We start from the raw sequence: 22,134 nt of genomic DNA on the forward strand, positions 1-22,134 counted from the left end.
TGGTGAGGGCATAACAATGACAACAAAACGCAATGTGTTGGTTGCTGCAGGGCTGCTGGCGGCGGCGGTGCTGACCGGTACGGCCTGGGCCCATGGCAACGTAGTGCCGCAGGCGGTGGAGACCAAGGGCCTGACCCCGATCAAGGACGCAGGCGTAAGCCTGGACGGCGACGGCTGGGCGGCAGTAAACCCTTACCGCAGCTCGCCCGAGCACGACAAGGCCGTGGAAATCGGCGCCTCGGCCTACAACCAGAACTGCGCTGCCTGCCATGGCCTGGAGGCCAAGTCCGGTGGCATCGCCCCCGACCTGCGCATGCTCGATGCCGGTGACGCCGGGGATGAATGGTTTGTCGAGCGGGTACGCCACGGCGCGGTCCGTGATGGCCGGGTATACATGCCGAAGATGGCCGACTACCTCAGCCAGGAAGCCCTGTGGGCGGTGCGCACCTACCTGGACAGCGTGCACGTCGAGGAGTGACGGCCATGCGTCTGTTTGCCGTGCTGTTTTGTAGCCTGCTGCTGTGCTGCGCGACGGCCCAGGCGCAGGTACGCAACTACGACGCGATCATCGCCGCCGGCGAGCTGAAAGTGGCGGTGTACAAGGATTTCGCGCCCTACAGTTTCGAGGACCAGGGCAAGCCCCGCGGTGTCGATGTAGAGCTGGCGCAGGCGTTGGCCTCGGCCTTGGGGGTACGCTTGCAACTGATCTGGGCACCGCCCGGGGAAAAGCTTGACGACGACCTGCGCGACTATATCTGGCGCGGCAGCCCGCTGCGCCACCAGCAGCTGGCCGACCTGATGATGCGGGTGCCCTACGACCAAGCCTATGCACAAAAGCGTAACGAACTGGGTGAGCTGGAAAACGCCCAAGTGGTGATGTTCGGCCCTTATCAGCAAGAGCGCTGGCAGGTGGCCTACGACCAGCGTCGTCTGAAGTCGGTGGCCAGTGTGGCTGTGTTCCAGCAGCACCCTATCGGGGTCGAGGTTGATAGCGTGCCGTCTTTCTACCTGACCTCGGTGTTCAACGGCATGCTCAGTGCCAAAACCCACCATTACCCCGGCGTGCAGCAGGCGTTCAGCGCCATGCAGGCTGGCCAGGTGGACGCAGTGATGGCGATGCGCGGCGAAGTCGACTGGCAGCTGTACCAGGCTGCCGACTCGCAACTGGCCCTGGCGGAAAACGCCTACCCCAACCTGGGCAAGCAGGCCTGGGAAATCGGCATGGCCGTCCATGAAAGCAACCGTCAGCTGGCCTATGCCGTGGAGGAGGCCCTTGAGGCGATGATCCGCGATGGCCGGCTCAAGGCGATGTATGCCGCTTACGGCCTGCGTTACGAGGTTCCTGAGATGTATCAGTAACAAATTGCCCAGGCCCGCGGATTCGCGCAGGCAACACAACCCCCTGTGGGAGCGGGTTCACCCGCGAACACCGGCGAAGCCGGTGCCATGCACCGCGTCGGATTCTTCGCGGGTGAACCCGCTCCCACAGTGGCCTTGGTACCCCTGAAGATCCTGTGTTGATCCATGGGAGCGGATCATGAACTTGAAAGCGACTTTCCTGCTGGCCTGCTGGATACCTTGGTCAGCCCAGGCTGCCACCCCAGCCCCCCAGACGGATCCGGTGCCCTCGGTGATGTGGGGCTTCTACCACAAGCAGCTGCTGGGCCAGGCCGCGTTCGTCTTCGATGACCGGGTCAAGCTGCTGGCGCCGCCCTTTGCCGAGGACGCACGGCAGGTGCCGCTGGAGATCGACGCCCGGGCATTCGCTGGCGAGGTGGTGCGGATAATCGCCTGGGCCGAGCTCAACCCATTGCCGCGCATTGTCGACTTTCAGCCCGGCGAGCGCGTGTTGCCCTGGTTGTCGATCCGCATCCGCATCGAACAGGCCACCCCGCTGCGCGCCGCTGTGCTGACACGCGACGGCCTGTGGCACGTCGGCTCGACCCTGATCGATGCCGCCGGCGGCGGCTGTACCGCGCCCAGCGTGGTGCGCACCCAACCCGGCTGGGAAGAACACCTCGGTGAAGTGCTGGGCGGGCGCTACCCGCGCGGCGACAGCAGCCGCTTGCGCTTGCAGGTGGCCCACCCGATGGACAACGGGCTGGTCAGCGGTATTCCCGAGTTCTTCCTCAACCATGCCGAGTTGCAAGACGCGAACGGCCAGCGCCTGGCCAGCCTAGAGCTGTACCCGGCTGTCAGCGAAAACCCCAACCTGGGTTTCGATATCCAGGGCGCTGGGTCGACCCGGCTGCTGTTGCAGGACAACAGCGGCAACCAGTTCGAAGCGGCAGTGCCCTGAGCACATTGCCCGATTTCACCCCTGACCAGAGGCGCTCTTCATGCGTTGGATGATGCTGTTGCTGCTGTGCCTGGGGCTGCCGGCCCAGGCAGACCTGGACTATCGGCTTGTGCCCCGGCAGATCGCCGAGGGCACCTGGCTGCTGGAGGGCAGCACCGACAACTTCGCCAAGGCCAATGGCGGCAATATCGTCAATACCGCGTTCATCGTCACCGACAGCGGCGTGGTGGTGATCGACAGCGGGCCGTCGAAACGCTACGGCGATGCGTTGCGCCATGCCATTGCAGCCACCACCGACAAGCCGGTGCTGGAAGTGCTGCTGACCCATCATCACCCTGACCATGTGCTGGGCAACCAGGCGTTTGCCGATGTGCCTATCGGCGCTTTGGCCGGTACCAACGACTTGCTGCGCCAGCAGGGCGAGGCCATGGCCGAGAACATGTACCGCCTGGTTGGCGACTGGATGCGCGGCACCGAAGTGGTGCTGCCGACCCGGGTATTGCAGCCTGGTGTCCACGAGGTGGGCGGGCACCGACTGCGGTTGCTGGAGCTAGGCGGGCATACCGGCGCCGACCTGGCGATTCTGGATGAGAAGACCGGCGTGCTGTTCGCTGGCGACCTGGTGTTCTACGAGCGTGCCTTGACCACCCCCAACAGCCCGGGGCTGGAGGTGTGGCAAAAGGACCTGGACACCCTGCAAGCCTTGCCCTGGAAGCTGCTTGTGCCCGGGCACGGGCCGGTGGCCAGCGATGCCCGGCCGTTTGCCCAGATGCGTGATTACCTGGGTTGGCTGGACGGGCTGATGCGCGACGGCGCGGCGCGCGGCGACGACATGGCCGAGATGATCCGCAGCCCCATCCCAGAACGCTTTGCCGGGATCAGCCTGACCCGTTATGAGCTGATTCGCAGTGTCAGCCATCTGTATCCCCGCTACGAACGCCAACAACTCCAGCGCGTCGACGCCAACCCCTGACGCGACCCCCAAAGGAATCGCGCATGTCTTGGGGACCCGGCCCTGTACCAAGGAACTAGAAAACTCCGCACTGCGGGCAATTGTTGGCAACCGGGTCGGGACCAAGAATTCCCGGCACACCGGGAAATTTTCCCGGGCACAACAAAAAAACCAAAGGTAGCCGTCATGACCCGATCCCCGCGTCGCCCCTTGTTCGCCGTGAGCCTGGTGCTCAGCGCCATGCTGCTTGCCGGCGCGGCCCACGCCGCTGTCAGCAATGAAGAAATCCTCCAGGACCCGAAGAACCCGCAGCAGATCGTGACCAATGGCTTGGGTGTGCAGGGCCAGCGCTACAGCCCGCTGGACCTGCTCAATGCCAACAACGTCAAGGAACTGCGGCCGGTCTGGGCGTTCTCCTTCGGGGGTGAAAAGCAACGCGGCCAGCAGGCCCAGCCGCTGATCAAGGACGGGGTGATGTACCTGACCGGTTCCTACTCGCGGGTGTTTGCCGTGGATGCGCGCACCGGCAAAAAACTGTGGCAATACGATGCACGCTTGCCGGATGACATCCGCCCCTGCTGCGACGTGATCAACCGCGGCGTGGCGCTGTACGGCGACCTGGTGTTCTTCGGCACCCTGGACGCCAAGCTGGTGGCCCTGAACAAGGACACCGGCAAGGTGGTCTGGAGCAAGAAGGTGGCCGACCACAAGGAAGGCTATTCCATCAGCGCTGCGCCCATGATCGTCAACGGCAAGCTGATCACCGGCGTCGCCGGTGGCGAGTTCGGCGTGGTGGGCAAGATCCAGGCCTACAACCCGGAAAACGGCGAGCTGCTGTGGATGCGCCCCACCGTGGAAGGGCACATGGGCTACGTGTACAAGGACGGCAAGGCCATCGAAAACGGTATTTCCGGCGGCGAGGCGGGCAAGACCTGGCCCGGGGACCTGTGGAAGACCGGCGGCGCTGCGCCCTGGCTGGGCGGTTACTACGACCCGGAAACCAACCTGATCCTGTTCGGCACCGGCAACCCGGCACCGTGGAACTCGCACCTGCGCCCCGGTGACAACTTGTATTCCTCGTCGCGCCTGGCGCTGAACCCGGACGACGGCACCATCAAGTGGCACTTCCAGAGCACGCCGCATGACGGCTGGGACTTCGACGGCGTCAACGAGCTGATCTCGTTCAACTACAAGGATGGCGGCAAGGAGGTCAAGGCCGCCGCCACGGCCGACCGCAACGGCTTCTTCTACGTGCTGGACCGCACCAACGGCAAGTTCATTCGCGGCTTCCCCTTCGTCGACAAGATCACCTGGGCCACCGGCCTGGACAAGGACGGTCGGCCGATCTACAACGACGCCAGCCGCCCGGGCGCACCCGGCAGCGAGGCCAAGGGCAGTTCGGTGTTCGTCGCCCCGGCCTTCCTCGGCGCCAAGAACTGGATGCCGATGGCCTACAACAAGGACACCGGGCTGTTCTACGTGCCCTCCAACGAGTGGGGCATGGACATCTGGAACGAAGGCATCGCCTACAAGAAAGGCGCGGCGTTCCTCGGCGCCGGCTTCACCATCAAGCCGCTCAACGAAGACTACATCGGCGTGCTGCGTGCCATCGACCCGATCAGTGGCAAGGAAGTGTGGCGGCACAAGAACTACGCGCCGCTGTGGGGCGGGGTGCTGACTACCAAGGGCAACCTGGTGTTCACCGGCACGCCGGAAGGCTTCCTGCAGGCCTTCAACGCCAAGACCGGCGACAAGATCTGGGAATTCCAGACCGGCTCCGGTGTGCTTGGCTCGCCCGTGACCTGGGAAATGGACGGCGAGCAATACGTGTCGGTGGTCTCCGGCTGGGGCGGCGCGGTGCCGCTGTGGGGTGGCGAAGTGGCCAAGCGGGTCAAGGACTTCAACCAGGGCGGCATGCTCTGGACCTTCAAGCTACCCAAGCAGCTGCGGCAAACGGCAAGCGCCAAGCCGTAAAGCAGTGGCCTGAGGCAAGCGGCCGTACTACCAAATGACGAGAGCCCCGCTGCCAACGATGCATTCGCCTGGCACGCGGGGCTTTTTACCATCGGTCCATCGCCTGTCGTGGGACAGGCATCGACCCGCAGAGGCTCAGCATGATCTACGCACAACCCGGAACCCCAGGCGCCGTCGTGTCCTTCAAGCCACGTTATGGCAACTTCATCAATGGCGAGTTCGTGCAACCGTTGGCTGGCCAGTACTTCACCAACAGCTCGCCGGTCAATGGCCAGCCGATTGCCGAATTCCCGCGTTCCACTGCCCAGGACGTCGACCGCGCCCTGGACGCCGCGCATGCAGCCGCCGAAGCCTGGGGCAAGACCTCGGTGCAAGACCGCGCCCTGGTGCTGCTGAAGATTGCCGACCGTATCGAACAGAACCTGGAAGTGCTGGCCGTCACCGAAAGCTGGGACAACGGCAAGGCGGTGCGCGAAACGCTCAATGCCGATGTGCCGCTGGCAGCGGACCACTTCCGCTATTTTGCCGGTTGCATCCGTGCCCAGGAGGGCGGCGCGGCCGAAATCAACGAAGGCACCGTGGCTTATCACATCCATGAGCCGCTGGGCGTGGTTGGGCAGATCATCCCGTGGAACTTTCCGCTGCTGATGGCCGCCTGGAAGCTTGCCCCGGCCCTGGCCGCCGGCAACTGTGTGGTGCTCAAGCCGGCCGAGCAGACGCCACTGTCGATCACCATTTTTGCCGAGCTGATTGCCGACCTGCTGCCGGCCGGCGTGTTGAACATCGTCCAGGGCTTCGGCCGTGAGGCCGGCGAGGCGCTGGCCACCAGCAAGCGCATTGCCAAGATCGCGTTCACCGGCTCCACCCCGGTGGGTTCGCACATCATGAAGTGCGCGGCCGAGAACATCATCCCGTCCACCGTCGAACTGGGCGGCAAGTCGCCGAACATCTTCTTCGAAGACATCATGCAGGCCGAGCCCGCGTTCATCGAGAAGGCCGCCGAGGGCCTGGTGCTGGCGTTCTTCAACCAGGGCGAGGTGTGCACCTGCCCGTCACGGGCACTGATCCAGGAATCGATCTACGAGCCATTCATGGCCGAGGTGATGAAGAAGATCGCCAAGATAACGCGGGGCAACCCGCTGGACACCGATACCATGGTTGGTGCCCAGGCCTCGGAGCAGCAGTACGACAAGATCCTTTCCTATCTGCAGGTTGCCCGGGAGGAGGGCGCGCAGCTGCTCACCGGTGGCAGTGCCGAGCGGTTGCAAGGCGACCTGGCCAGCGGCTACTACATCCAGCCGACCCTGCTCAAAGGCAACAACAAGATGCGTGTGTTCCAGGAAGAAATCTTCGGCCCGGTGGTGGGCGTGACCACCTTCAAGGACGAAGCCGAAGCGCTGGCAATTGCCAACGACACCGAGTTTGGCCTGGGCGCCGGCCTGTGGACCCGCGACATCAACCGCGCCTACCGCATGGGCCGCGGCATCAAGGCCGGCCGCGTGTGGACCAACTGCTACCACCTGTACCCGGCGCACGCAGCGTTTGGCGGCTACAAGAAGTCTGGCGTGGGCCGTGAGACCCACAAGATGATGCTCGACCACTACCAGCAGACCAAGAACCTGTTGGTAAGCTACGACATCAACCCGCTGGGTTTCTTCTGATTCACATCACTGCATGAGTTGACAAAGCCCTTGTAGGAGCGGCCTTGTGTCGCGAAAGGGCTGCATAGCAGCCCCACGGTTTCAGCGGTGATACAAACATCGCCGGGGCTGCTGCGCAGCCCTTTCGCGACACAAGGCCGCTCCTACAGGTATTGCGCAGATATTGGATATCGTCCAAGCCCTACCAACGCACCCCGCAAGTTCCTTCCAAAGTAGCATTCGGCCCTGGCGCCCCCCGTGCATTAATGCATCTACCGGACTCCCCCGGCACAAGAAGAGGACTGCCCATGTGGAATAAACCCGCCTTTACCGACCTGCGCATCGGCTTTGAAGTGACGATGTATTTCGCCAATCGTTGATGTGCCCCCGGCCATCGTTACGGTGGCCGGTTCCTCTGTTTGCCCGTGGCTGAGCCAGTGCTGCTCATTGGTCTGGTTGCTTTCGCTGCGGGATGCTTTACGCTGGCGGTTACCTTCCAGAACAATAAGAACAGGCTTGCCAATGAGCCAGAGTTTCAGCCCGCTTCGCAAGTTCGTATCGCCTGAAATCATCTTTGGTGCCGGCTGCCGGCATAACGTCGCCAATTACGCGAAAACCTTCGGTGCCCGCAAGGTGCTGGTGGTCAGCGACCCGGGCGTGATCGCCGCCGGCTGGGTGGCGGACGTGGAGGCCAGCTTGCAGGCCCAGGGCATCGATTACTGCCTGTATACGGCCGTGTCGCCCAACCCGCGGGTCGAAGAGGTGATGCTCGGCGCCGAGATCTACCGGCAGAACCACTGCGATGTGATCGTCGCCGTCGGCGGCGGCAGCCCGATGGATTGCGGCAAGGCCATCGGTATCGTCGTGGCCCATGGGCGCAGCATCCTCGAATTCGAAGGCGTGGACATGATCCGCGTGCCCAGCCCGCCGCTGATACTGATCCCGACCACGGCCGGTACCTCGGCGGACGTGTCGCAGTTCGTGATCATCTCCAACCAGCAGGAACGCATGAAGTTCTCCATCGTCAGCAAGGCGGTGGTGCCGGACGTGTCGCTGATCGACCCGCAAACCACCCTGAGCATGGACCCGTTCCTGTCGGCCTGCACCGGCATTGATGCGCTGGTGCACGCCATCGAAGCCTTTGTCTCAACCGGTCACGGCCCGCTGACCGACCCTCACGCGCTCGAAGCCATGCGCCTGATCAATGGCAACCTGGTGCAGATGATTGCCAACCCGTCCGATATCGCCCTGCGCGAAAAGATCATGCTGGGCAGCATGCAGGCGGGGCTGGCGTTCTCCAATGCGATTCTGGGCGCAGTTCACGCCATGTCCCACAGCCTGGGCGGCTTCCTCGACTTGCCCCATGGCCTGTGCAACGCCGTGCTGGTGGAGCACGTGGTGGCGTTCAACTACAGCTCGGCGCCGGAGCGTTTCAAAGTGATTGCCGAGGTGTTCGGTATTGATTGCCGCGGCCTTAACCACCGGCAGATCTGCGGGCGCCTGGTGGAGCACCTGATCGCGTTGAAGCACGCCATCGGCTTCCATGAAACCCTGGGGCTGCACGGGGTACGCACTGCCGATATCCCCTTCCTGTCGCACCATGCGATGGGCGACCCGTGCATCCTCACCAACCCCCGTGCGTCAAGCCAGCGTGATGTCGAGGTGGTTTATGGCGAGGCCCTCTGAAGAACAGCAGCGGGCACTGGCCGGGCTGTTGGGGCTGGGCGACCACTCGGCCCGCAAAAGCCATTACCCAGAGCTGGCGGCCCGCCTGGACGAACTGGAAGCCGAACGCAACCGTTACAAATGGCTGTTCGAAAACGCCGTGCACGGGATATTCCAGGCCAGCCTGCAAGACGGTATGCGTGCCGCCAACCCGGCGCTGGCGCGCATGCTCGGCTACGAAGACCCGCAAGCGGTGCTGTTTTCCCTGACGGACCTGGCCGCCAACCTGTTTGACGGCGGTGCCGAGGAGTTGCAGGCGATTACCGCAATCCTCGCCCGTGAGCGCAGCCTGCACGGCTACGAAACCCGCTTGCGACGCAAGGACGGCAGCCACCTCGATGTGCTGATGAACCTGCTGCTCAAGCCTGGGCAGGAAGGGCTGGTGGAGGGTTTTGTCGCCGACATCACCGAACGCAAGCAGGCCCAGCAACGCCTGCAACAGCTGAATGACGAACTGGAGCAACGGGTCGCTGCGCGTACCGATGAATTGTTGGAGGCCCGCGACGCCGCAGAGGCTGCCAACCGCAGCAAGGACAAATACCTGGCCGCTGCCAGCCATGACCTGCTGCAACCGCTGAACGCCGCCCGCCTGCTGATCGCCACCTTGCGCGAGCGGCCATTGCCACACGCCGAGCACGTGCTGGTGGAGCGTACCCACCAGGCCCTGGAGGGCGCCGAAGACCTGCTGACCGACCTGCTGGACATTTCCCGGCTCGACCAGGCAGCGGTGAAGCCGGATGTGGCCGTGTACCGCCTCGACGAGTTGTTCGCACCACTGGTCTCGGAGTTCCGCTCGGTGGCCGATGCGGAAGGCCTCAAGTTGCATGCGCGCATCCCGGACTGTGCCATCAGCACTGACCTGCGGCTGATGACCCGTATCCTGCGCAACTTCCTCAGCAACGCCTGCCGCTACACCGACGAAGGCCGGATCTTGCTGGGGGCAAGGCGCCGGGGTGGCCATTTGCGGCTGGAAGTGTGGGATACCGGGCGGGGTATTGCCGAGGACCGGTTGCAGGCGATTTTCCTTGAGTTCAACCAACTGGACGTCGGCCGCGCAGCGGATCGCAAGGGCGTGGGGCTGGGGTTGGCCATCGTCGAGCGGATTGCCAAGATTCTGGGCTACCGGATTGAGGTACGTTCGTGGCCGGGGCGTGGCTCGGTGTTCAGCATCGAGGTCCCGCTGGGTAAAGAAGTGCCGCTGCCCGCTCACCAGGTTGTGCCGCTGCCAAGCGTCGGCAACCCGTTGCCGGGCCGCCGCCTGTTGGTACTGGACAACGAAGTGAGCATCCTCGAGAGCATGGGCGCGTTGCTTGGGCAGTGGGGCTGCGAAGTGGTGACCGCGACCGATCAGGCAGGCGCCTTGCTGGCCTTGCAGGGGCGGGCCCCGGAATTGATCCTGGCCGACTACCACCTGGACCATGGCGTGGTGGGTTGCGAGGTGGTCAGGTATTTGCGTGAGCATTTTGCGGTTGCCATACCTGCGGTGATCATTACCGCCGACCGCAGCGATCAATGCCGGCGGGGCTTGCAGAAACTGGGGGCGCCGCTTTTGAACAAACCGGTCAAGCCTGGGAAATTACGCGCGGTATTGAGCCAGTTGCTGCAGGAGCATTGATTGCGCAGGGCTCATCGGGGGCGCAGTTACTGCTTTGCCTGAAGCCTGCGCTGTACCTTTAAGAGCGGGCTGGCCCGGGAAAAGATGAAGTGGGGTGGCGCTGTACACCCCCCGCTGATTTGGAGTTGCCCTGCGAACAACGGAGTAGAGCCGTGAAGGCCCGTTGCGAAGTTTGGATCCAGTGACCAGAAAACTTTACCGTTCGGTCAGCTTGCAAGAAGTTAGCAAACTAACTAATGCTGCTTTAAATGCCGCTGGTCGGTGCTTTTGCTCAAGAAATGAACGATTTCCCTGTTGATGGCTCATATTTGCCAGCAGGTGTATTCGCATGAACTGCACCTCGCACCTTTCAGGAAGTGATCAACCTTAAAACTCATGTGCGCCGCAGGGATGCACATGGGCATTTTTATTATCTTTGATTATGGAGTAACGCCTATGCCAAACCGAGGCTCAACGGTTGAGCCGCTGTGTATTCAAGTTTTAATCCGCTGTTTCAATTAACGATATGAATGGGCTCTTGCCGCTGCGACCGCGCCGTTCGCACGCCTGTAGCAAGGCCCGCTAGCGCTAATGCATTACGTGGAGAATTCGACGTGGAGTTTAATACAATTATTAGCCTGTTCGGGCAGAAAGAATCCATGGAGCTGGTGCGGTTGTCGGTTATTTATGTTCATTTGCTGGCCTGCTGCGTTGCCATCGGGCTGGTGTTTGCCAGCGATGCCGAGATGGTCAGGGACTTGTTGAAGGGTCATCAACAGGCTGGGCATGACGGTAGGCATATGGCACGTTTGCAGAAGTCTGTAACGAACGCCTTGATGTTCTTGTGGCTCACCGGGGCTGCCGTCATCGGTATCGACTACCTTGAAAAAGGCATGAGTTACTTTGCCAATCCGAAACTTCACGCCAAAGTTATTATTGTCCTGTTGCTGACATTCAATGGCATGTTGTTGCACCGTTATGTCTTGCCGGCTTTACTCAAGGCGGGCTCTTTGCTTGACCTGAATTTCGGCGTGCGCATGTTTGCACTGTTCTCCGGCGCGTTGTCCGGTGTTTCCTGGTTATATGCGGCAATGTTGGGTGTCGGTCGGCCGCTGGCCTGGAAGTATTCGCTGACCGAGTTGCTGCTGGCCTATCCCGTCATGATCCTGCTCGGCTTTGCCCTGATGGCCGCACTGACCCAGTGGGCGCGAAAACGCACTATGGCCAAAGCGACGCAAGCACCTGTCTGGCCGCTGGCGGGCATTCCTTGCTGATAGCCTGAGCCACGGCTGTGAACGCAGAACGCTGCGAACCTGTAACGCGGGTTCGCGGCGTTGTTGAGGCTTTGGACATGACACAGGCTGAACTGGCCCCGTTTGTTCCTCAGCCAGTCCTTGGGCTTGCACTGACCGCTCCTACAGGTCAGTGCAGGCTTCTTTCACGAGCCAGTCGATCAACACCTGCAGGCGTTTGGGCATCGGGTCATGATGCGGGTAGACCAGGTAATAGCCATAGTTGGGGGTGTCGACGAAACCACCGAACGGCAAAACGAGCTCACCTCGTGCAATGCGATCCTTGACCAGCTGTTCGCGGCCAATGGCGATGCCTACGTGATTCAGCGCGGCGAGCGTGCACAGGTCGGAGCGATCGAATGTGAGGAATCGGCGCGAAAGGCTGATACCCGCACCTGTGGTGTCGGCCCAGAGCTGCCATTCTGCATCGAATGCAGCGTTGTCCCAGGCCGCTACGTCATGCAAGGCGGTGCATTGATCCAGCAGGTGCAGGTCACCGGTCAATGCATGGGTTTCTGCGTAACGGGGGGAGCACACCGGGGCGATCCGCTCGTCCATCAAGTGGATGCTCTGCAACCCCGGGTGATGGCCATCCGAATAACACAGGACCAGGTCGATCTTGCGTGTGCGGTAATCGATGCTCTCGTTGCCCACCCTGATATCCAGCTGGATATCAGGGTAGCGGGCGGTGAACTGCGCCAGCCGCGGCACCAGCCAGCACTGTGCGACTGACGGGCGCACATACAGCGTCAACTGGCCGGCGATTTCGGCGTGAGCACGTTCCTGCACGGCCTCGCTTAACTCATCCATGGTCCGTTGCATGACCGCGAACAGGCGCTCGCCGTCTTCGGTGAGGCTGACCTTGCGCGGCATGCGGTGGAACAGCTTGAGCGCCAGCTCATCTTCCAGGCGATTGATGCGATGGCTCACGGCACTGGCCGTCAGGCACAGCTCGTCGGCGGCGCGCGAGAAGCTCAAGTGCCGTGCCGCCACCAGAAAGACATGCAGGCTGCCCAGGTGCGAGCCATTGAGTTTCACGGCGCCGCCTGCACGCTACGCCCTTTCGCCAGATAAGCGTTGAATTCATCGTCCGGCACCATGCTGCCACCCGTTCCCCAGACCAGGTGGGTAGCCTGCTGCAGCTGGGTGGGGGTAAAGCCCTGGCGAGCCAGGTACTCGCCTGCTTGCAGTACCCGCAGCATACCGGGTACGCCGGCCAGGGCAGAGGGTTCCAGTTTGACCCTGTCCTGCTCATGGGCGATGACCATCAAGCGGTACAGTTCTTCGTCAGTCACGGTGTAGTAACCATCGATCAGGCGCTGCATGGCTTTGCCGACAAACCCTGATGGGCGCCCGACCGCCAGGCCGTCGGCGGCGGTGATGTTGTCGATGCCGAAGTCCTGCACGCTGGTTTCATCGTGCAGGCCGGTATAGACACCCAGCAGCATGCAGGGGGAGTGGGTGGGCTCGGCAAAGATGCAGTGCACCGCATCGCCGAATACCAGCTTCAGCCCGAACGCAACACCGCCTGGGCCGCCCCCTACGCCGCACGGCAGGTACACGAACAACGGGTGATCTGCATTCACCTGGATACCCGCCTGCTCGAATTGCCGCGCCAGCCGTTCGGCGGCCACGGCATAGCCGAGAAACAGCTGTGGGGAGTTTTCGTCGTCGACAAAGTAACAGCTGGGGTCTGAAGCCGCCTGCTGGCGACCTTGCTCGACCGCCACGCTGTAGTCAGAGGCGTGTTCTACCACTGTTACGTCGTTGGCGCGCAGCTTGTCCTTCTTCCATTGCCTGGCGTCAGACGACATGTGCACGCTCACCTGGAAGCCCAGCTTGGCGCTCATGATGCCAATCGACAGCCCCAGATTGCCGGTCGAACCCACGGCGATCTTGTATTGGCTGAAGAAGGCGCGGGCCTGGTCGCTTGCCAATTTGGTGTAGTCATCCGATGGCGTGATCAGGCCGGCTTGCAGGGCCAGGTCCTCGGCGTGCTTGAGCACTTCATGGATGCCGCCCCGCGCTTTGATCGAACCGGAGATAGGCAAGTCACTGTCAGCCTTGAGCCACAAGCTGCCCACGTTCTGCAGCGAACCCTCCTCGACAAGCAGCTGGCGCAGCTTTGGCAGCGGGGTGATGTGCGACTCAATGACCCCACCGGCCGCTGCCGTTTCGGGGAACACGGTGGCCAGGTAAGGCGCGAACCGCTGCAGCCGGGCGCTGGTCGCTTGCACATCGGCAGCCGTCAGGCCCACATCGTGCAGGGCTTCTGCAGCCTTGGCGATACCAGGGTTGAACCAGCTGGTTTGTTTTAGTGCAACCAGCTCGGCGATGATCGGGTGGCTTTGTTGCCAGGCTTCCAGGGTTTTTCCGTGAATCATGATTTCACCTGTAGTGCGGTATGTGCAGAGTAGATCAGACAATCTTCGAAAGGAGCAGGGTCAGGCACAAGGCGACTACCGAGGCCAGCACTGTAGCGGCAGTGAACTTCTTCAGTGCATCACTCAGGGAAAGGCCCAGGTATTCCTTCACCATCCAGAACGCCGAGTCGGTGATGTGGGTCCAGCCGATGGCGCCCGCACCGATGGCGATCACCAGGATTTCCCGGTTGTATTCAGGGTGCTGGCCAAGGATCGGCATTACCATGCCGGCCGCGCTGATCATCGCGACGGTGGCCGAGCCGACGGCAAAGTGCATGATCCCGGCGATCAACCAGGCGAGGATGATCGGGTTGAGCTGCGTCTGGTTCAGCACATCGGCCAGTGCCTTGCCGATGCCGCTGCCCACGAGCATGTCGTTGAAGGCACCGCCGGCACCGATGATCAGCAGAATGCCGGCCAGGGGAGGGAAACAGCGCTGGGTCAGGCTCAGCAGGTGCACCATATCCAGGCCGCGACGCAAGCCCAGCGCCCAGTAGGCGAACACCACCGACAGCGTCAGGGCAATCAGTGGGCTGCCCAGGAAGGCCACCCATTCGTACAGCGCAGAGCCCTTGTCCAGGACCGTGACGGCCAACGTTTTGCCGACCATCAACACCAGTGGTAGCAGTACGGTGGTGAGTGTGATGCCAAATGCGGGCATTGCCTGTTCTTCTGCTTGGGCTACCGTGCGTGCAGACAGGAAGGCCTGCTGGGATTCGCCAGCTTCACGGCTACAGGTGAAGCGAACCCACACCGGGCCCGCGATGATAGCGGTCGGAAGGCCAACGATCAGGCCGTACAGGATGACAGTACCGATATCCGCATTGAGCATGCCGGTGATGGCTGTGGCGGCTGGGTGTGGCGGGAGAATACAGTGCACCACCATCAGCGAAGTGGCCAGCGGCACGCCGAGGTACAGCATGCTGATGCGGGTTTGCCGTGCCACCACGTAGATCAACGGAATCAGCAGGACGAAGCCGACCTCGAAGAATACCGGGATGCCGGCGATGAAGCCGACGAGCATCATTGCCCACGAGGCATTGCGTTCCCCCAGCCTGTTCAGCAGCGTGGTGGCGATGCGCCTGGCGCCTCCGGATTCCTCCAGCAGTTTGCCGAGGATACTGCCCAGGCCGATGATGCCGGCAAGAAAGCCCAGCGTGCTGCCCATGCCTTTCTCGAATGCCGTCACGATTGCCGTGGGCGCCATGCCAGTGCCGACACCGACCACCAGGCTTGCGGCCATCAAGGCCAGAAAGGGGTGTACTTTAAGTTTGCTGATCATGACGACGATCAGGAGTATCGCAGTGCCAAGGACGAGTAATGAGAACGTTGGAGTCATCGTGTGGTTTTCTCTATCGCTGATCGCTTCCGTGCGAGCTTCTTGTTGGTTTGCACCCATTAGATTTCAGCGATTTGATCGACTCAAACGATCACTCCTCACCCCATAGGTGAGCCCATGTCATGCATGGCGCCCGCGCTCAATGCCGCGCCGACCAGGCACAATTCAACGCTGCCACCGCAACCGCCAGTGCCGCCCCGGCATAGGCCCAGATCGCCGGTACCTGCGGCAGCAATACCCCCGCAAGCATCGGCCCGAGCCCGGCGCCGATGTCGCGCCATACGGCGTTGCCAGCCAGCGCCTGGATGCGTTGTTGCGGGTTGCGCATGGCGACCAGGGTCATCACCAGCGGCAGTTGCAGGGCGCGCAGCAACAGCACGAAGAAGGCGCCGATGAACAGCCAGTGGCTGCCGAACAGCAGCAGCGCCATGGACGTTGCCAGTGACAGCACTACCAGCATGCGCAGCGCCCCGAAACGGTCGGCCAGGCGCCCCCCGAAGGGGCTGAAGAGCATTTCGCTGAGGTAGCGCACCGCCATCAGCACACCCGCTGCCAGCACGCCGGACTCACCCAGGTGGGTTTGTGCGTAAAGCGAGAGGCCGAAGATGAACAGGCCGTCCAGGGTCACCCCTTCGATGAACGACCAGGTGGCGATGCTGTCTGGCAGGCGCAGGCGCCGGCCACCCCGGCTGGCGACCGGGTGGCCAGTGCTGGGCAGGGCACGCGCCCGCCACAGCCCGAACAGGGCACTGATGCAGAGCACGAAGAACACACTGCGCGGGCCGTAGGCCTGGGCCATCAGCGCACCCAGCGGCAGGGCCAGCATTGGCCCGATGGAAATGCTCGCCCGCGAACGCCCGGCACGCCGCGCCGCGCCTTGTGCTTCAGCGGTGGCGAGGGTCTGGGTGCTGAGGTTGAAGGTGGCGAAGCACAGGCCCCAGACCAGGCGCAGCACCAGCAGCGCGGCGAAACCGGTCAGCACCGCGTTGCCCAGTGCACACACCGCGGCGGCGAAGGCGGCGAGGCTGCAGGCCGCGCGGTCACCCTGGCGGGCGTAGAAGCGCACTACCCACCCGTAGCCGATGATGCGCACCAGGCGGTTGGCCGCAAGCAGAATGCCAGCCTCGACCAGGGTCACGCCGAAATCGGCTGCGTACATCGGCAGCAGCAGGTAGAGCAGTACGTCACTGGGCAGGCACAGGCTGAGCACCTGGGCCGCATTGCGGGAGTCTTGGTCGGCGCGGTGGGTTTGCACCGGTGTGGCAGCGGACGACATGACAGTCTCGTGACAGGGGTGAGGGGGGCAGGATAACCCACAGAGTCTCGAACATTGCACATTGGCTTCACTGACGTGTTGCCTGTAATGGCCTCTTCGCGGGCTTGCCCGCTCCCACAGGTACTGTGCAAATATTCAAGATTGTGATGATCCTGTGGGAGCGGGCGAGCCCGCGAAGAGGCCGGTACAGGCACCAGAGGATCTGAGCAGTTTGCTCATTCAGCCATAAGGCGGCGCTGGCAGTTCGGCCAGCAGGGTTTTCAGACCGTCACTCCACTGCCTGCGAATCTGCTGGTAATAGGCATCTTCGCTGCTGATGCGCTGGCGGGTCATGCTTTCCAGGCTGTTATTGCGGTACACCAGCAAGTCCAGCGGCATGCCCACCGACAGGTTGCTGCGGATGGTGGAGTCGAACGAAATCAGACCGCAGCGCAGCGCTTCTTCGAGCGGCGTGCGGTAATCCAGGTTGCGGTCGAGTATTGGCCTGCCGTATTTACTTTCACCCAGTTGCAGAAATGGGGTGTCCGGCGTGGCCTGGAAGAAATTACCTTGCGCGTAGACGTTGTAGATGGCCATGGGCCCGCCGGCTATCTGGCCGCCAACAATGAATGAACTGCTCAGGTCGATGTCGGCCGTAAGCTTGCTGCGGTCTCGGCTGACCACTTCGCGCAGGGTGTCGGCAACCAGCACCGTTGCATCGTAGAGCGTGGCAACGTTCAGCAGATGAGAGCCGCTGCCTTGGGTACGCTGGCGCAGCAGGTTCACCACCGACTGCGAGGTCGCCAGGTTGCCGGCGGTCTGCAGCACGATCAGACGCTCGCCCGGCACGCTGAAGACGAACAACTTGGCAAAGGTGGAGATCTGGTCGATGCCGGCGTTGGTGCGCGAGTCGCTGATGAAGACAAGCCCGTCCTCCAGGTGCATGGCGACACAGTAAGTCATGCGGTTTCCCTTGTGTTGCGTATGGAGTGGTCTTGCCGCACCCGCGCGGCAAGACCGGCCTGCAGCAAACCCGTCACTGGCGATGCACGTGGACGCTGGCCTGCATCGCTTCGGCGCCACCGCCGCGGCGTACGCCCCTGACCGGGCAGGCGTCCAGGTAGTCCAGGCCGACTGCCAGCTTCAGGTGACGTTCCGGGCGTGTCAGGCGGTTGGTGATGTCGAAGCTGTACCAGGCGTCGTCGACCCAGGCCTCGGCCCAGGCATGGCTGGCCAGGTGCTGTTCGTCCTCGGTGCACAGGTAACCAGACACATAGCGTGCCGGTACCCCAAGGCTGCGTGCGCAGGCCAGGAAGGCGTGGGTGTGGTCCTGGCACACGCCTGCACCACCACTGAACGCTTCGATGGCCGTGGTGCCCACCGAAGTGGCCCCTGGGCTGTAGGGCATGTGTGCGGCCAGGCCTTGCATCAGCGCGATCAGCGCTGCGCGGTCGCGGTGGCTGCCGCATTGCCGGGCGGCAAACGCGATCAGTGCGTCATCGGCCTGGGTCAGGTGGCTGCCGCGCAGGAACGGCAGGGGGGACTGGCTCTCGACTTCGTGTTCGCAGTCCGGGTCGATCTCGACCTGGCCGCGGGCGGTCAGCGCCAGGTGGCCATGGGGTTTGTCCAGGGTCAGTACATGCAGGATGTTGCCATAAGGATCGATCTGGCCCTTTACCTTGCAAGGCAGGTCCAGTTGCCATTCATCGATGCGCTGGCGTTCGCTGCTGCGCGGTGTCAGGCGCAGGAGCTGAATGCTGTTGCTCACGTCGCTGGCGTAGCTGTAAGTGGTGTCGTGGCGAATGGACAGTTTCATACGACCTCCAGGTAGGAGTGATGGACGGCCTGGCCCAGCTGGTTGATGCGGCCGATGAAGTCGCTTAGCCAAGGGTGCAGCCCGGCGTCGAGTATTTCGTCGATTGCGGTGTAGCGCAGGCGCGCGTTCAGTTCGGCGGCCATGCGCTGGGCGGCGCGGCCGCTGCTGCCCGGCAGGCCGGCCAGAATCAGGTCCAGCTCCTCGATGCAGGCATGCAGCGAGCGCGGCACGTCCACCCGCAACAGCAGCAGCTCGGACACTGGCCGGGCACTGGGCGCGGCGCGATACAGCTCGTTGAAGGCTTCATACGAGGTCAGCGCGCGCAGCAAGGCGCTCCACTGGTAATAGCCTCGGGCGGAGCTGTCGCTGACCTCTTCGGAAGCCTCGCCGAACATTTCGTAGCGCGCATCGAGCAGGCGCAGGGTGTTGTCCGCCCGCTCCAGGAAGGTGCCCAGGCGGATGAAACTGTAGGCATCGTTGCGCATGATGGTGCCAGAGGTGGCGCCGCGGAACAGGTGCGAGCGTTCCTTGACCCAGTCGCAGAACTGGCTGATGCCATAGCGGCCAAGGCCATTGCTGGCGATGTTGCGCATTTCGATCCAGGTGGCGTTGATGTTCTCCCACATGTCGGCGGTGATCCGGCCGCGCACTGCATGGGCATTGGTCCTGGCGGCCTGCAGGCAGCAATAGATGCTGCTGGGGTTGGTCGCGTCGAGGGCGAAGAAGTGCAGCATGCGCTCGGGGTCGAGTTCGGTGTGCCGGCGGATGTAGTCGTCCAGCGTGCCAGAGGCCAGCAGCGACATTGCAAGCTCGGCATGCCCGTCGCTGCGCCCGGCCTGGGGCATCAGCGACAGCGAATAGCTGACCTCGAGCATGCGCGCGAGGTTTTCTGCGCGTTCCAGGTAGCGGGACATCCAGTACAGGTCGGAAGCGGTTCGCGAAAGCATGGTTCAGTCCTCCACCACCCAGGTATCTTTGGTACCGCCGCCCTGCGACGAGTTGACCACCAATGAGCCTTCCTGCAACGCCACGCGGGTCAGGCCGCCAGGCACCAGGCGCGTTTCACTGCCCGAAAGCACGAACGGGCGCAGGTCGATGTGGCGCGGCGCGATGCCGCTGTCGACGAAGGTCGGGCAGGTCGACAGGCACAAGGTGGGTTGCGCGATATAGGCGTGCGGGCGGGCTTTGATACGCGCGCGGAAGTCTTCGATCTGGGCGCTGGTCGATGCCGGCCCGACCAACATGCCATAGCCGCCAGAGCCCTGGGTTTCCTTGACCACCAGGTCGGGCAGGTGGGCCAGGACATGGGACAGGTCCGCAGGCTTGCGGCACTGCCAGGTCGGCACGTTGTTGAGGATCGGCTCCTCGCTCAGGTAGAAACGGATCATGTCGTCCACATACGGGTAGATCGACTTGTCGTCTGCCACGCCCGTGCCGACGGCGTTGGCCAGCACCACATTGCCGGCGCGGTACACCGAGATAAGCCCCGGTATGCCCAGCGTCGAGTCGGGGTTGAAGGACAGCGGGTCGAGGTAGTCGTCGTCCAGGCGCCGGTAGATCACATCCACCTGCTGGGGGCCGGCCGTGGTGCGCATGTAGACATGCTCGTCACGCACGAACAGGTCTGCGCCTTCGACCAGCTCGATGCCCATCTCCCGGGCCAGGAAGGCATGCTCGAAGTAGGCGCTGTTGAAACGGCCGGGGGTGAGCAGCACGGCGGTGGGGTTGTCCAGCGGGCTGGCGCTCTTGAGCGTGTCCAGCAGCAGGTTGGGGTAATGGTCGATGGGCGCGATACGCTGGGCGGCAAACAGTTCGGGGAACAGGCGCATCATCATCTTGCGGTCTTCGAGCATGTAGCTGACGCCGCTGGGGGTGCGCAGGTTGTCTTCCAGTACGAAGTAGCTGCCATCGCCGTCACGCACCAGGTCGACACCGGCGATATGGGCGTACAGCCCACGGTGCAGGTCCAGGCCCTGCATGGCGATCTGATAGCCCTCGTTGGCCAGTACTTGCTCTGGCGGGATGATGCCGGCCTTGAGGATGCGCTGGTCGTGGTAGATGTCCTGCAGGAACAGGTTAAGGGCCTGCACACGCTGGATACAGCCACGCTCGACCGTGCGCCACTCGCTGGCGCGGATGCTGCGCGGGATGATATCGAAGGGGATCAGGCGCTCGGTGTCCTGTGAGTCGCCGTACAAGGTGAAGGTGATGCCGGCGCGGTGAAACAGCAGATCGGCCTCACGCCGGCGCTGCTCCAGCAGCTCCAGCGGGGTGTTTGCCAGCCAGCGGGCGAACTCCTGGTAATGCGGGCGGCAACTGCCGTTCGCTTCGTACATTTCATTGAAAAAAGCCCGGGACATACCCACTCCTTGCCGCCGTCGCCGGCAGCTTCATTGCGGTTCATCTGCGTATTTCAGGGTGCTGCCTTGCTGGGGTAAGTGGGTGCTGTGTCTGGCGTAAGCCTCGGTTGCGATTGATTGCCTGTGCGTTGGGCACAAACAGCCTTTGCAATGAAAATGCCAGTGCGGGAAAGGAAGGGGAGGTAGGGCGTAGAGCGGGTCTGCGCCGACTGGCCACAGTGGCCGATGCATCAAAAAAGGGCGTTTTGGGAAAGTGGAGTCTTGCGGGTGCATGTCCTGGGGCTGATGTGGTGCGTATTTCGAGCGCCGCCCACGCGGCGCTCGATCGTACAGACGCTGAATACCTCCAAGCGAGCGCCTTGACGCCCTCAGAGGCAGGCGTATACCACCAGCTCCACCAGCATTTCTTCGCGTGCCAACCCCGCCACTACGATTGCCGCGCGGTTAGGGTAGGGGGCCTGGAAGTAGTCGGCATACAGGCTGTTGACGGTGGCCAGGTATTGGCGGTCGGTCACATAGATCAGCACCTGGGTCACGGCATCCAGCGAACTGCCGGCGGCCTCCAGGGTGTGGCGCAGATTGTCCAGTGTCTGCCGGGCTTGCGCCTCGATGCCGCCGGCAACCACTTGCCCCTGTGCATCGATGGGGATCTGGGCGGTGTACAGCGTACCGTTGCCGACCACCGCCCATTCCAGAGGGGCCCGGGAGGCGAACAGCTCGGTCTTGATTGCATGTTTCATGGGTTGGTTTCCTGAGTGTTGAGCGGCTTCAGTCAGCATCGCTGCCGCCGCCTGCGCCGTGGCGACGCGAGGCATCGGTGCTTTCGACGAGGATGTGTTCGGCCAGCTGTTTGAGCCGTTGCCAGGTGTGGTCGTTGATTGTAAAACCCTGCTGCAAGGTGCTCTGCGGGTTGGCTGGCGCCGTTGCGGTCTGGCCAGGCCGGCTGAACAGCACCGTGACGCTTTGCTCGGCCGCGTCAATGGCGCCGGGCCGGGCTTCACTGAGCAGTGCCGGGCGCTGGATCCCGGCGGTAAAGTCGGCCAGGTGGCACTGGCGGGCGTCCTCCCAGCGGGCTTGCACGTGCAGCCCCTGCACAGCTGCCCGGCTCAGGTAACCCAGCAGTAGCAAGCGGTTGTGGCATTGGTGGATGCGCAGCTCGGCCTGACCACTGCGCATGGCTTTGGCTACCGCCAGTTCCACTACTGTGGCGGCGCAGCGCAACACGCTCTGGCCCTTGGCGTCGATCACCAGCAGGGCGTTATCCTCGTGGCTCAGGGTGTACGGCCTGGCAGCTTCGGCTTGCAGGTAGAGCAGGGCCTTTTCCAGCGCACCCACGCCGTCGAGCCCTTGCAATTGCAGCCAGCCCACCAGCTCGGCGGCGTCCTCGCAGTCGCCGGGGGCGAAGCCCATGCCTTCGAATGCCTTGCGGCACATCACCTGTATTTCGTTAAGCGATACGCGCATG

The 22,134-nt window shown here is 62.9% G+C and carries 20 protein-coding genes; 10 read left to right on the plus strand and 10 right to left on the minus strand.

The genetic code is table 11. From position 1 onward, the window contains the following. The first annotated feature begins 16 nt into the window (after positions 1-16). From pedF to JOY50_RS02960, 10 genes are all read left to right on the plus strand, one after another. Positions 17-478, plus strand: a complete 462-nt coding sequence (gene pedF / locus JOY50_RS02915; protein ID WP_132840104.1) for a cytochrome c-550 PedF — start codon at positions 17-19, stop codon at positions 476-478. Between the two features lie 5 nt (positions 479-483). Further along, positions 484-1,359, plus strand: coding sequence for an ABC transporter substrate-binding protein (locus tag JOY50_RS02920; protein WP_132840106.1), 876 nt, complete (start codon positions 484-486; stop codon positions 1,357-1,359). Positions 1,360-1,537: 178 nt separating this feature from the next. Beyond that, complete coding sequence (locus tag JOY50_RS02925) at positions 1,538-2,299, plus strand: quinoprotein dehydrogenase-associated SoxYZ-like carrier (RefSeq protein WP_132840109.1); 762 nt, start codon at positions 1,538-1,540, stop codon at positions 2,297-2,299. A gap of 40 nt (positions 2,300-2,339) precedes the next feature. Further along, positions 2,340-3,272, plus strand: a complete 933-nt coding sequence (locus tag JOY50_RS02930; RefSeq protein ID WP_243054740.1) for a quinoprotein relay system zinc metallohydrolase 1 — start codon at positions 2,340-2,342, stop codon at positions 3,270-3,272. Positions 3,273-3,437: 165 nt separating this feature from the next. Then, positions 3,438-5,225: a PQQ-dependent alcohol dehydrogenase PedH gene (gene pedH / locus JOY50_RS02935; RefSeq protein ID WP_243054741.1), complete on the plus strand. Its 1,788-nt coding sequence runs from the start codon at positions 3,438-3,440 to the stop codon at positions 5,223-5,225. A gap of 140 nt (positions 5,226-5,365) precedes the next feature. Continuing rightward, positions 5,366-6,886, plus strand: coding sequence for an aldehyde dehydrogenase family protein (locus JOY50_RS02940; protein WP_132840116.1), 1,521 nt, complete (start codon positions 5,366-5,368; stop codon positions 6,884-6,886). 287 nt (positions 6,887-7,173) lie between these two features. Continuing rightward, entirely contained in the window at positions 7,174-7,245 is a 72-nt protein-coding gene (pqqA, locus tag JOY50_RS02945) for a pyrroloquinoline quinone precursor peptide PqqA (protein ID WP_010455123.1), read from the plus strand. A gap of 142 nt (positions 7,246-7,387) precedes the next feature. Continuing rightward, positions 7,388-8,551: an alcohol dehydrogenase-like regulatory protein ErcA gene (ercA, locus tag JOY50_RS02950; RefSeq protein ID WP_028613656.1), complete on the plus strand. Its 1,164-nt coding sequence runs from the start codon at positions 7,388-7,390 to the stop codon at positions 8,549-8,551. Continuing rightward, positions 8,535-10,205 carry a NahK/ErcS family hybrid sensor histidine kinase/response regulator gene (locus JOY50_RS02955; protein ID WP_243054742.1) on the plus strand — a complete coding sequence of 557 codons (1,671 nt, stop codon included), beginning with the start codon at positions 8,535-8,537 and terminating at the stop codon, positions 10,203-10,205. Before ercA ends, JOY50_RS02955 begins: the two co-directional genes overlap by 17 nt. Positions 10,206-10,843: 638 nt before the next feature. After that, on the plus strand, positions 10,844-11,458 hold the full coding sequence (locus JOY50_RS02960) for a hypothetical protein (RefSeq protein ID WP_132840941.1): 615 nt from the start codon (positions 10,844-10,846) through the stop codon (positions 11,456-11,458). A gap of 141 nt (positions 11,459-11,599) precedes the next feature. Here JOY50_RS02960 and dsdC read toward each other — a convergent pair whose 3' ends face one another. From dsdC to JOY50_RS03010, 10 genes are all read right to left on the minus strand, one after another. Beyond that, complete coding sequence (gene dsdC / locus JOY50_RS02965) at positions 11,600-12,514, minus strand: DNA-binding transcriptional regulator DsdC (protein ID WP_243054743.1); 915 nt, start codon at positions 12,512-12,514, stop codon at positions 11,600-11,602. After that, positions 12,511-13,860 (minus strand): D-serine ammonia-lyase, encoded by a 1,350-nt coding sequence (locus tag JOY50_RS02970; protein ID WP_132840123.1) that lies wholly within the window; start codon positions 13,858-13,860, stop codon positions 12,511-12,513. The genes dsdC and JOY50_RS02970 overlap by 4 nt, the downstream gene beginning before the upstream one ends. A gap of 34 nt (positions 13,861-13,894) precedes the next feature. After that, positions 13,895-15,238 carry a gluconate:H+ symporter gene (locus tag JOY50_RS02975; RefSeq protein WP_243054744.1) on the minus strand — a complete coding sequence of 448 codons (1,344 nt, stop codon included), beginning with the start codon at positions 15,236-15,238 and terminating at the stop codon, positions 13,895-13,897. A 139-nt stretch (positions 15,239-15,377) separates the two neighbouring features. Next, on the minus strand, positions 15,378-16,514 hold the full coding sequence (locus tag JOY50_RS02980; protein WP_132840128.1) for an MFS transporter: 1,137 nt from the start codon (positions 16,512-16,514) through the stop codon (positions 15,378-15,380). Between the two features lie 219 nt (positions 16,515-16,733). Next, on the minus strand, positions 16,734-17,456 hold the full coding sequence (locus JOY50_RS02985; RefSeq protein ID WP_132840131.1) for a peptidase: 723 nt from the start codon (positions 17,454-17,456) through the stop codon (positions 16,734-16,736). A gap of 73 nt (positions 17,457-17,529) precedes the next feature. Continuing rightward, a complete protein-coding gene (locus tag JOY50_RS02990; RefSeq protein WP_132840133.1) occupies positions 17,530-18,309 on the minus strand; it encodes a transglutaminase family protein in 780 nt (259 codons plus the stop codon). Further along, a complete protein-coding gene (locus tag JOY50_RS02995; protein WP_028613669.1) occupies positions 18,306-19,256 on the minus strand; it encodes an alpha-E domain-containing protein in 951 nt (316 codons plus the stop codon). The genes JOY50_RS02990 and JOY50_RS02995 overlap by 4 nt, the downstream gene beginning before the upstream one ends. 3 nt (positions 19,257-19,259) lie before the next feature. Next, the gene (locus JOY50_RS03000; RefSeq protein WP_132840136.1) at positions 19,260-20,669 is read right to left on the minus strand and encodes a circularly permuted type 2 ATP-grasp protein; all 1,410 of its coding nucleotides are present in this window, start codon (positions 20,667-20,669) and stop codon (positions 19,260-19,262) included. 368 nt (positions 20,670-21,037) lie between these two features. Next, a complete protein-coding gene (locus JOY50_RS03005; RefSeq protein WP_028613671.1) occupies positions 21,038-21,409 on the minus strand; it encodes a RidA family protein in 372 nt (123 codons plus the stop codon). Between the two features lie 28 nt (positions 21,410-21,437). Continuing rightward, a complete protein-coding gene (locus tag JOY50_RS03010; protein ID WP_243054745.1) occupies positions 21,438-22,133 on the minus strand; it encodes a DUF3726 domain-containing protein in 696 nt (231 codons plus the stop codon). Position 22,134: the final 1 nt, after the last annotated feature.

Source organism: Pseudomonas sp. BP01, from assembly GCF_022760795.1.
Lineage (GTDB): Bacteria > Pseudomonadota > Gammaproteobacteria > Pseudomonadales > Pseudomonadaceae > Aquipseudomonas > Aquipseudomonas putida_Q.

Bases quoted from the DNA above. Each gene is read 5' to 3' on its own strand.
- JOY50_RS02990 (WP_132840133.1), bottom strand. From the start codon at position 18,309: ATGAAACTGTCCATTCGCCACGACACCACTTACAGCTACGCCAGCGAC.
- pedF (WP_132840104.1), top strand. From the start codon at position 17: ATGACAACAAAACGCAATGTGTTGGTTGCTGCAGGGCTGCTGGCGGCG.
- pedH (WP_243054741.1), top strand. From the start codon at position 3,438: ATGACCCGATCCCCGCGTCGCCCCTTGTTCGCCGTGAGCCTGGTGCTC.
- JOY50_RS02940 (WP_132840116.1), top strand. From the start codon at position 5,366: ATGATCTACGCACAACCCGGAACCCCAGGCGCCGTCGTGTCCTTCAAG.
- JOY50_RS02970 (WP_132840123.1), bottom strand. From the start codon at position 13,860: ATGATTCACGGAAAAACCCTGGAAGCCTGGCAACAAAGCCACCCGATC.
- JOY50_RS02960 (WP_132840941.1), top strand. From the start codon at position 10,844: ATGGAGCTGGTGCGGTTGTCGGTTATTTATGTTCATTTGCTGGCCTGC.
- JOY50_RS02995 (WP_028613669.1), bottom strand. From the start codon at position 19,256: ATGCTTTCGCGAACCGCTTCCGACCTGTACTGGATGTCCCGCTACCTG.
- JOY50_RS02925 (WP_132840109.1), top strand. From the start codon at position 1,538: ATGAACTTGAAAGCGACTTTCCTGCTGGCCTGCTGGATACCTTGGTCA.
- JOY50_RS02920 (WP_132840106.1), top strand. From the start codon at position 484: ATGCGTCTGTTTGCCGTGCTGTTTTGTAGCCTGCTGCTGTGCTGCGCG.
- JOY50_RS03000 (WP_132840136.1), bottom strand. From the start codon at position 20,669: ATGTCCCGGGCTTTTTTCAATGAAATGTACGAAGCGAACGGCAGTTGC.
- JOY50_RS03010 (WP_243054745.1), bottom strand. From the start codon at position 22,133: ATGCGCGTATCGCTTAACGAAATACAGGTGATGTGCCGCAAGGCATTC.
- JOY50_RS02930 (WP_243054740.1), top strand. From the start codon at position 2,340: ATGCGTTGGATGATGCTGTTGCTGCTGTGCCTGGGGCTGCCGGCCCAG.
- JOY50_RS02980 (WP_132840128.1), bottom strand. From the start codon at position 16,514: ATGTCGTCCGCTGCCACACCGGTGCAAACCCACCGCGCCGACCAAGAC.
- JOY50_RS02975 (WP_243054744.1), bottom strand. From the start codon at position 15,238: ATGACTCCAACGTTCTCATTACTCGTCCTTGGCACTGCGATACTCCTG.
- JOY50_RS03005 (WP_028613671.1), bottom strand. From the start codon at position 21,409: ATGAAACATGCAATCAAGACCGAGCTGTTCGCCTCCCGGGCCCCTCTG.
- ercA (WP_028613656.1), top strand. From the start codon at position 7,388: ATGAGCCAGAGTTTCAGCCCGCTTCGCAAGTTCGTATCGCCTGAAATC.
- JOY50_RS02985 (WP_132840131.1), bottom strand. From the start codon at position 17,456: ATGACTTACTGTGTCGCCATGCACCTGGAGGACGGGCTTGTCTTCATC.
- JOY50_RS02955 (WP_243054742.1), top strand. From the start codon at position 8,535: ATGGCGAGGCCCTCTGAAGAACAGCAGCGGGCACTGGCCGGGCTGTTG.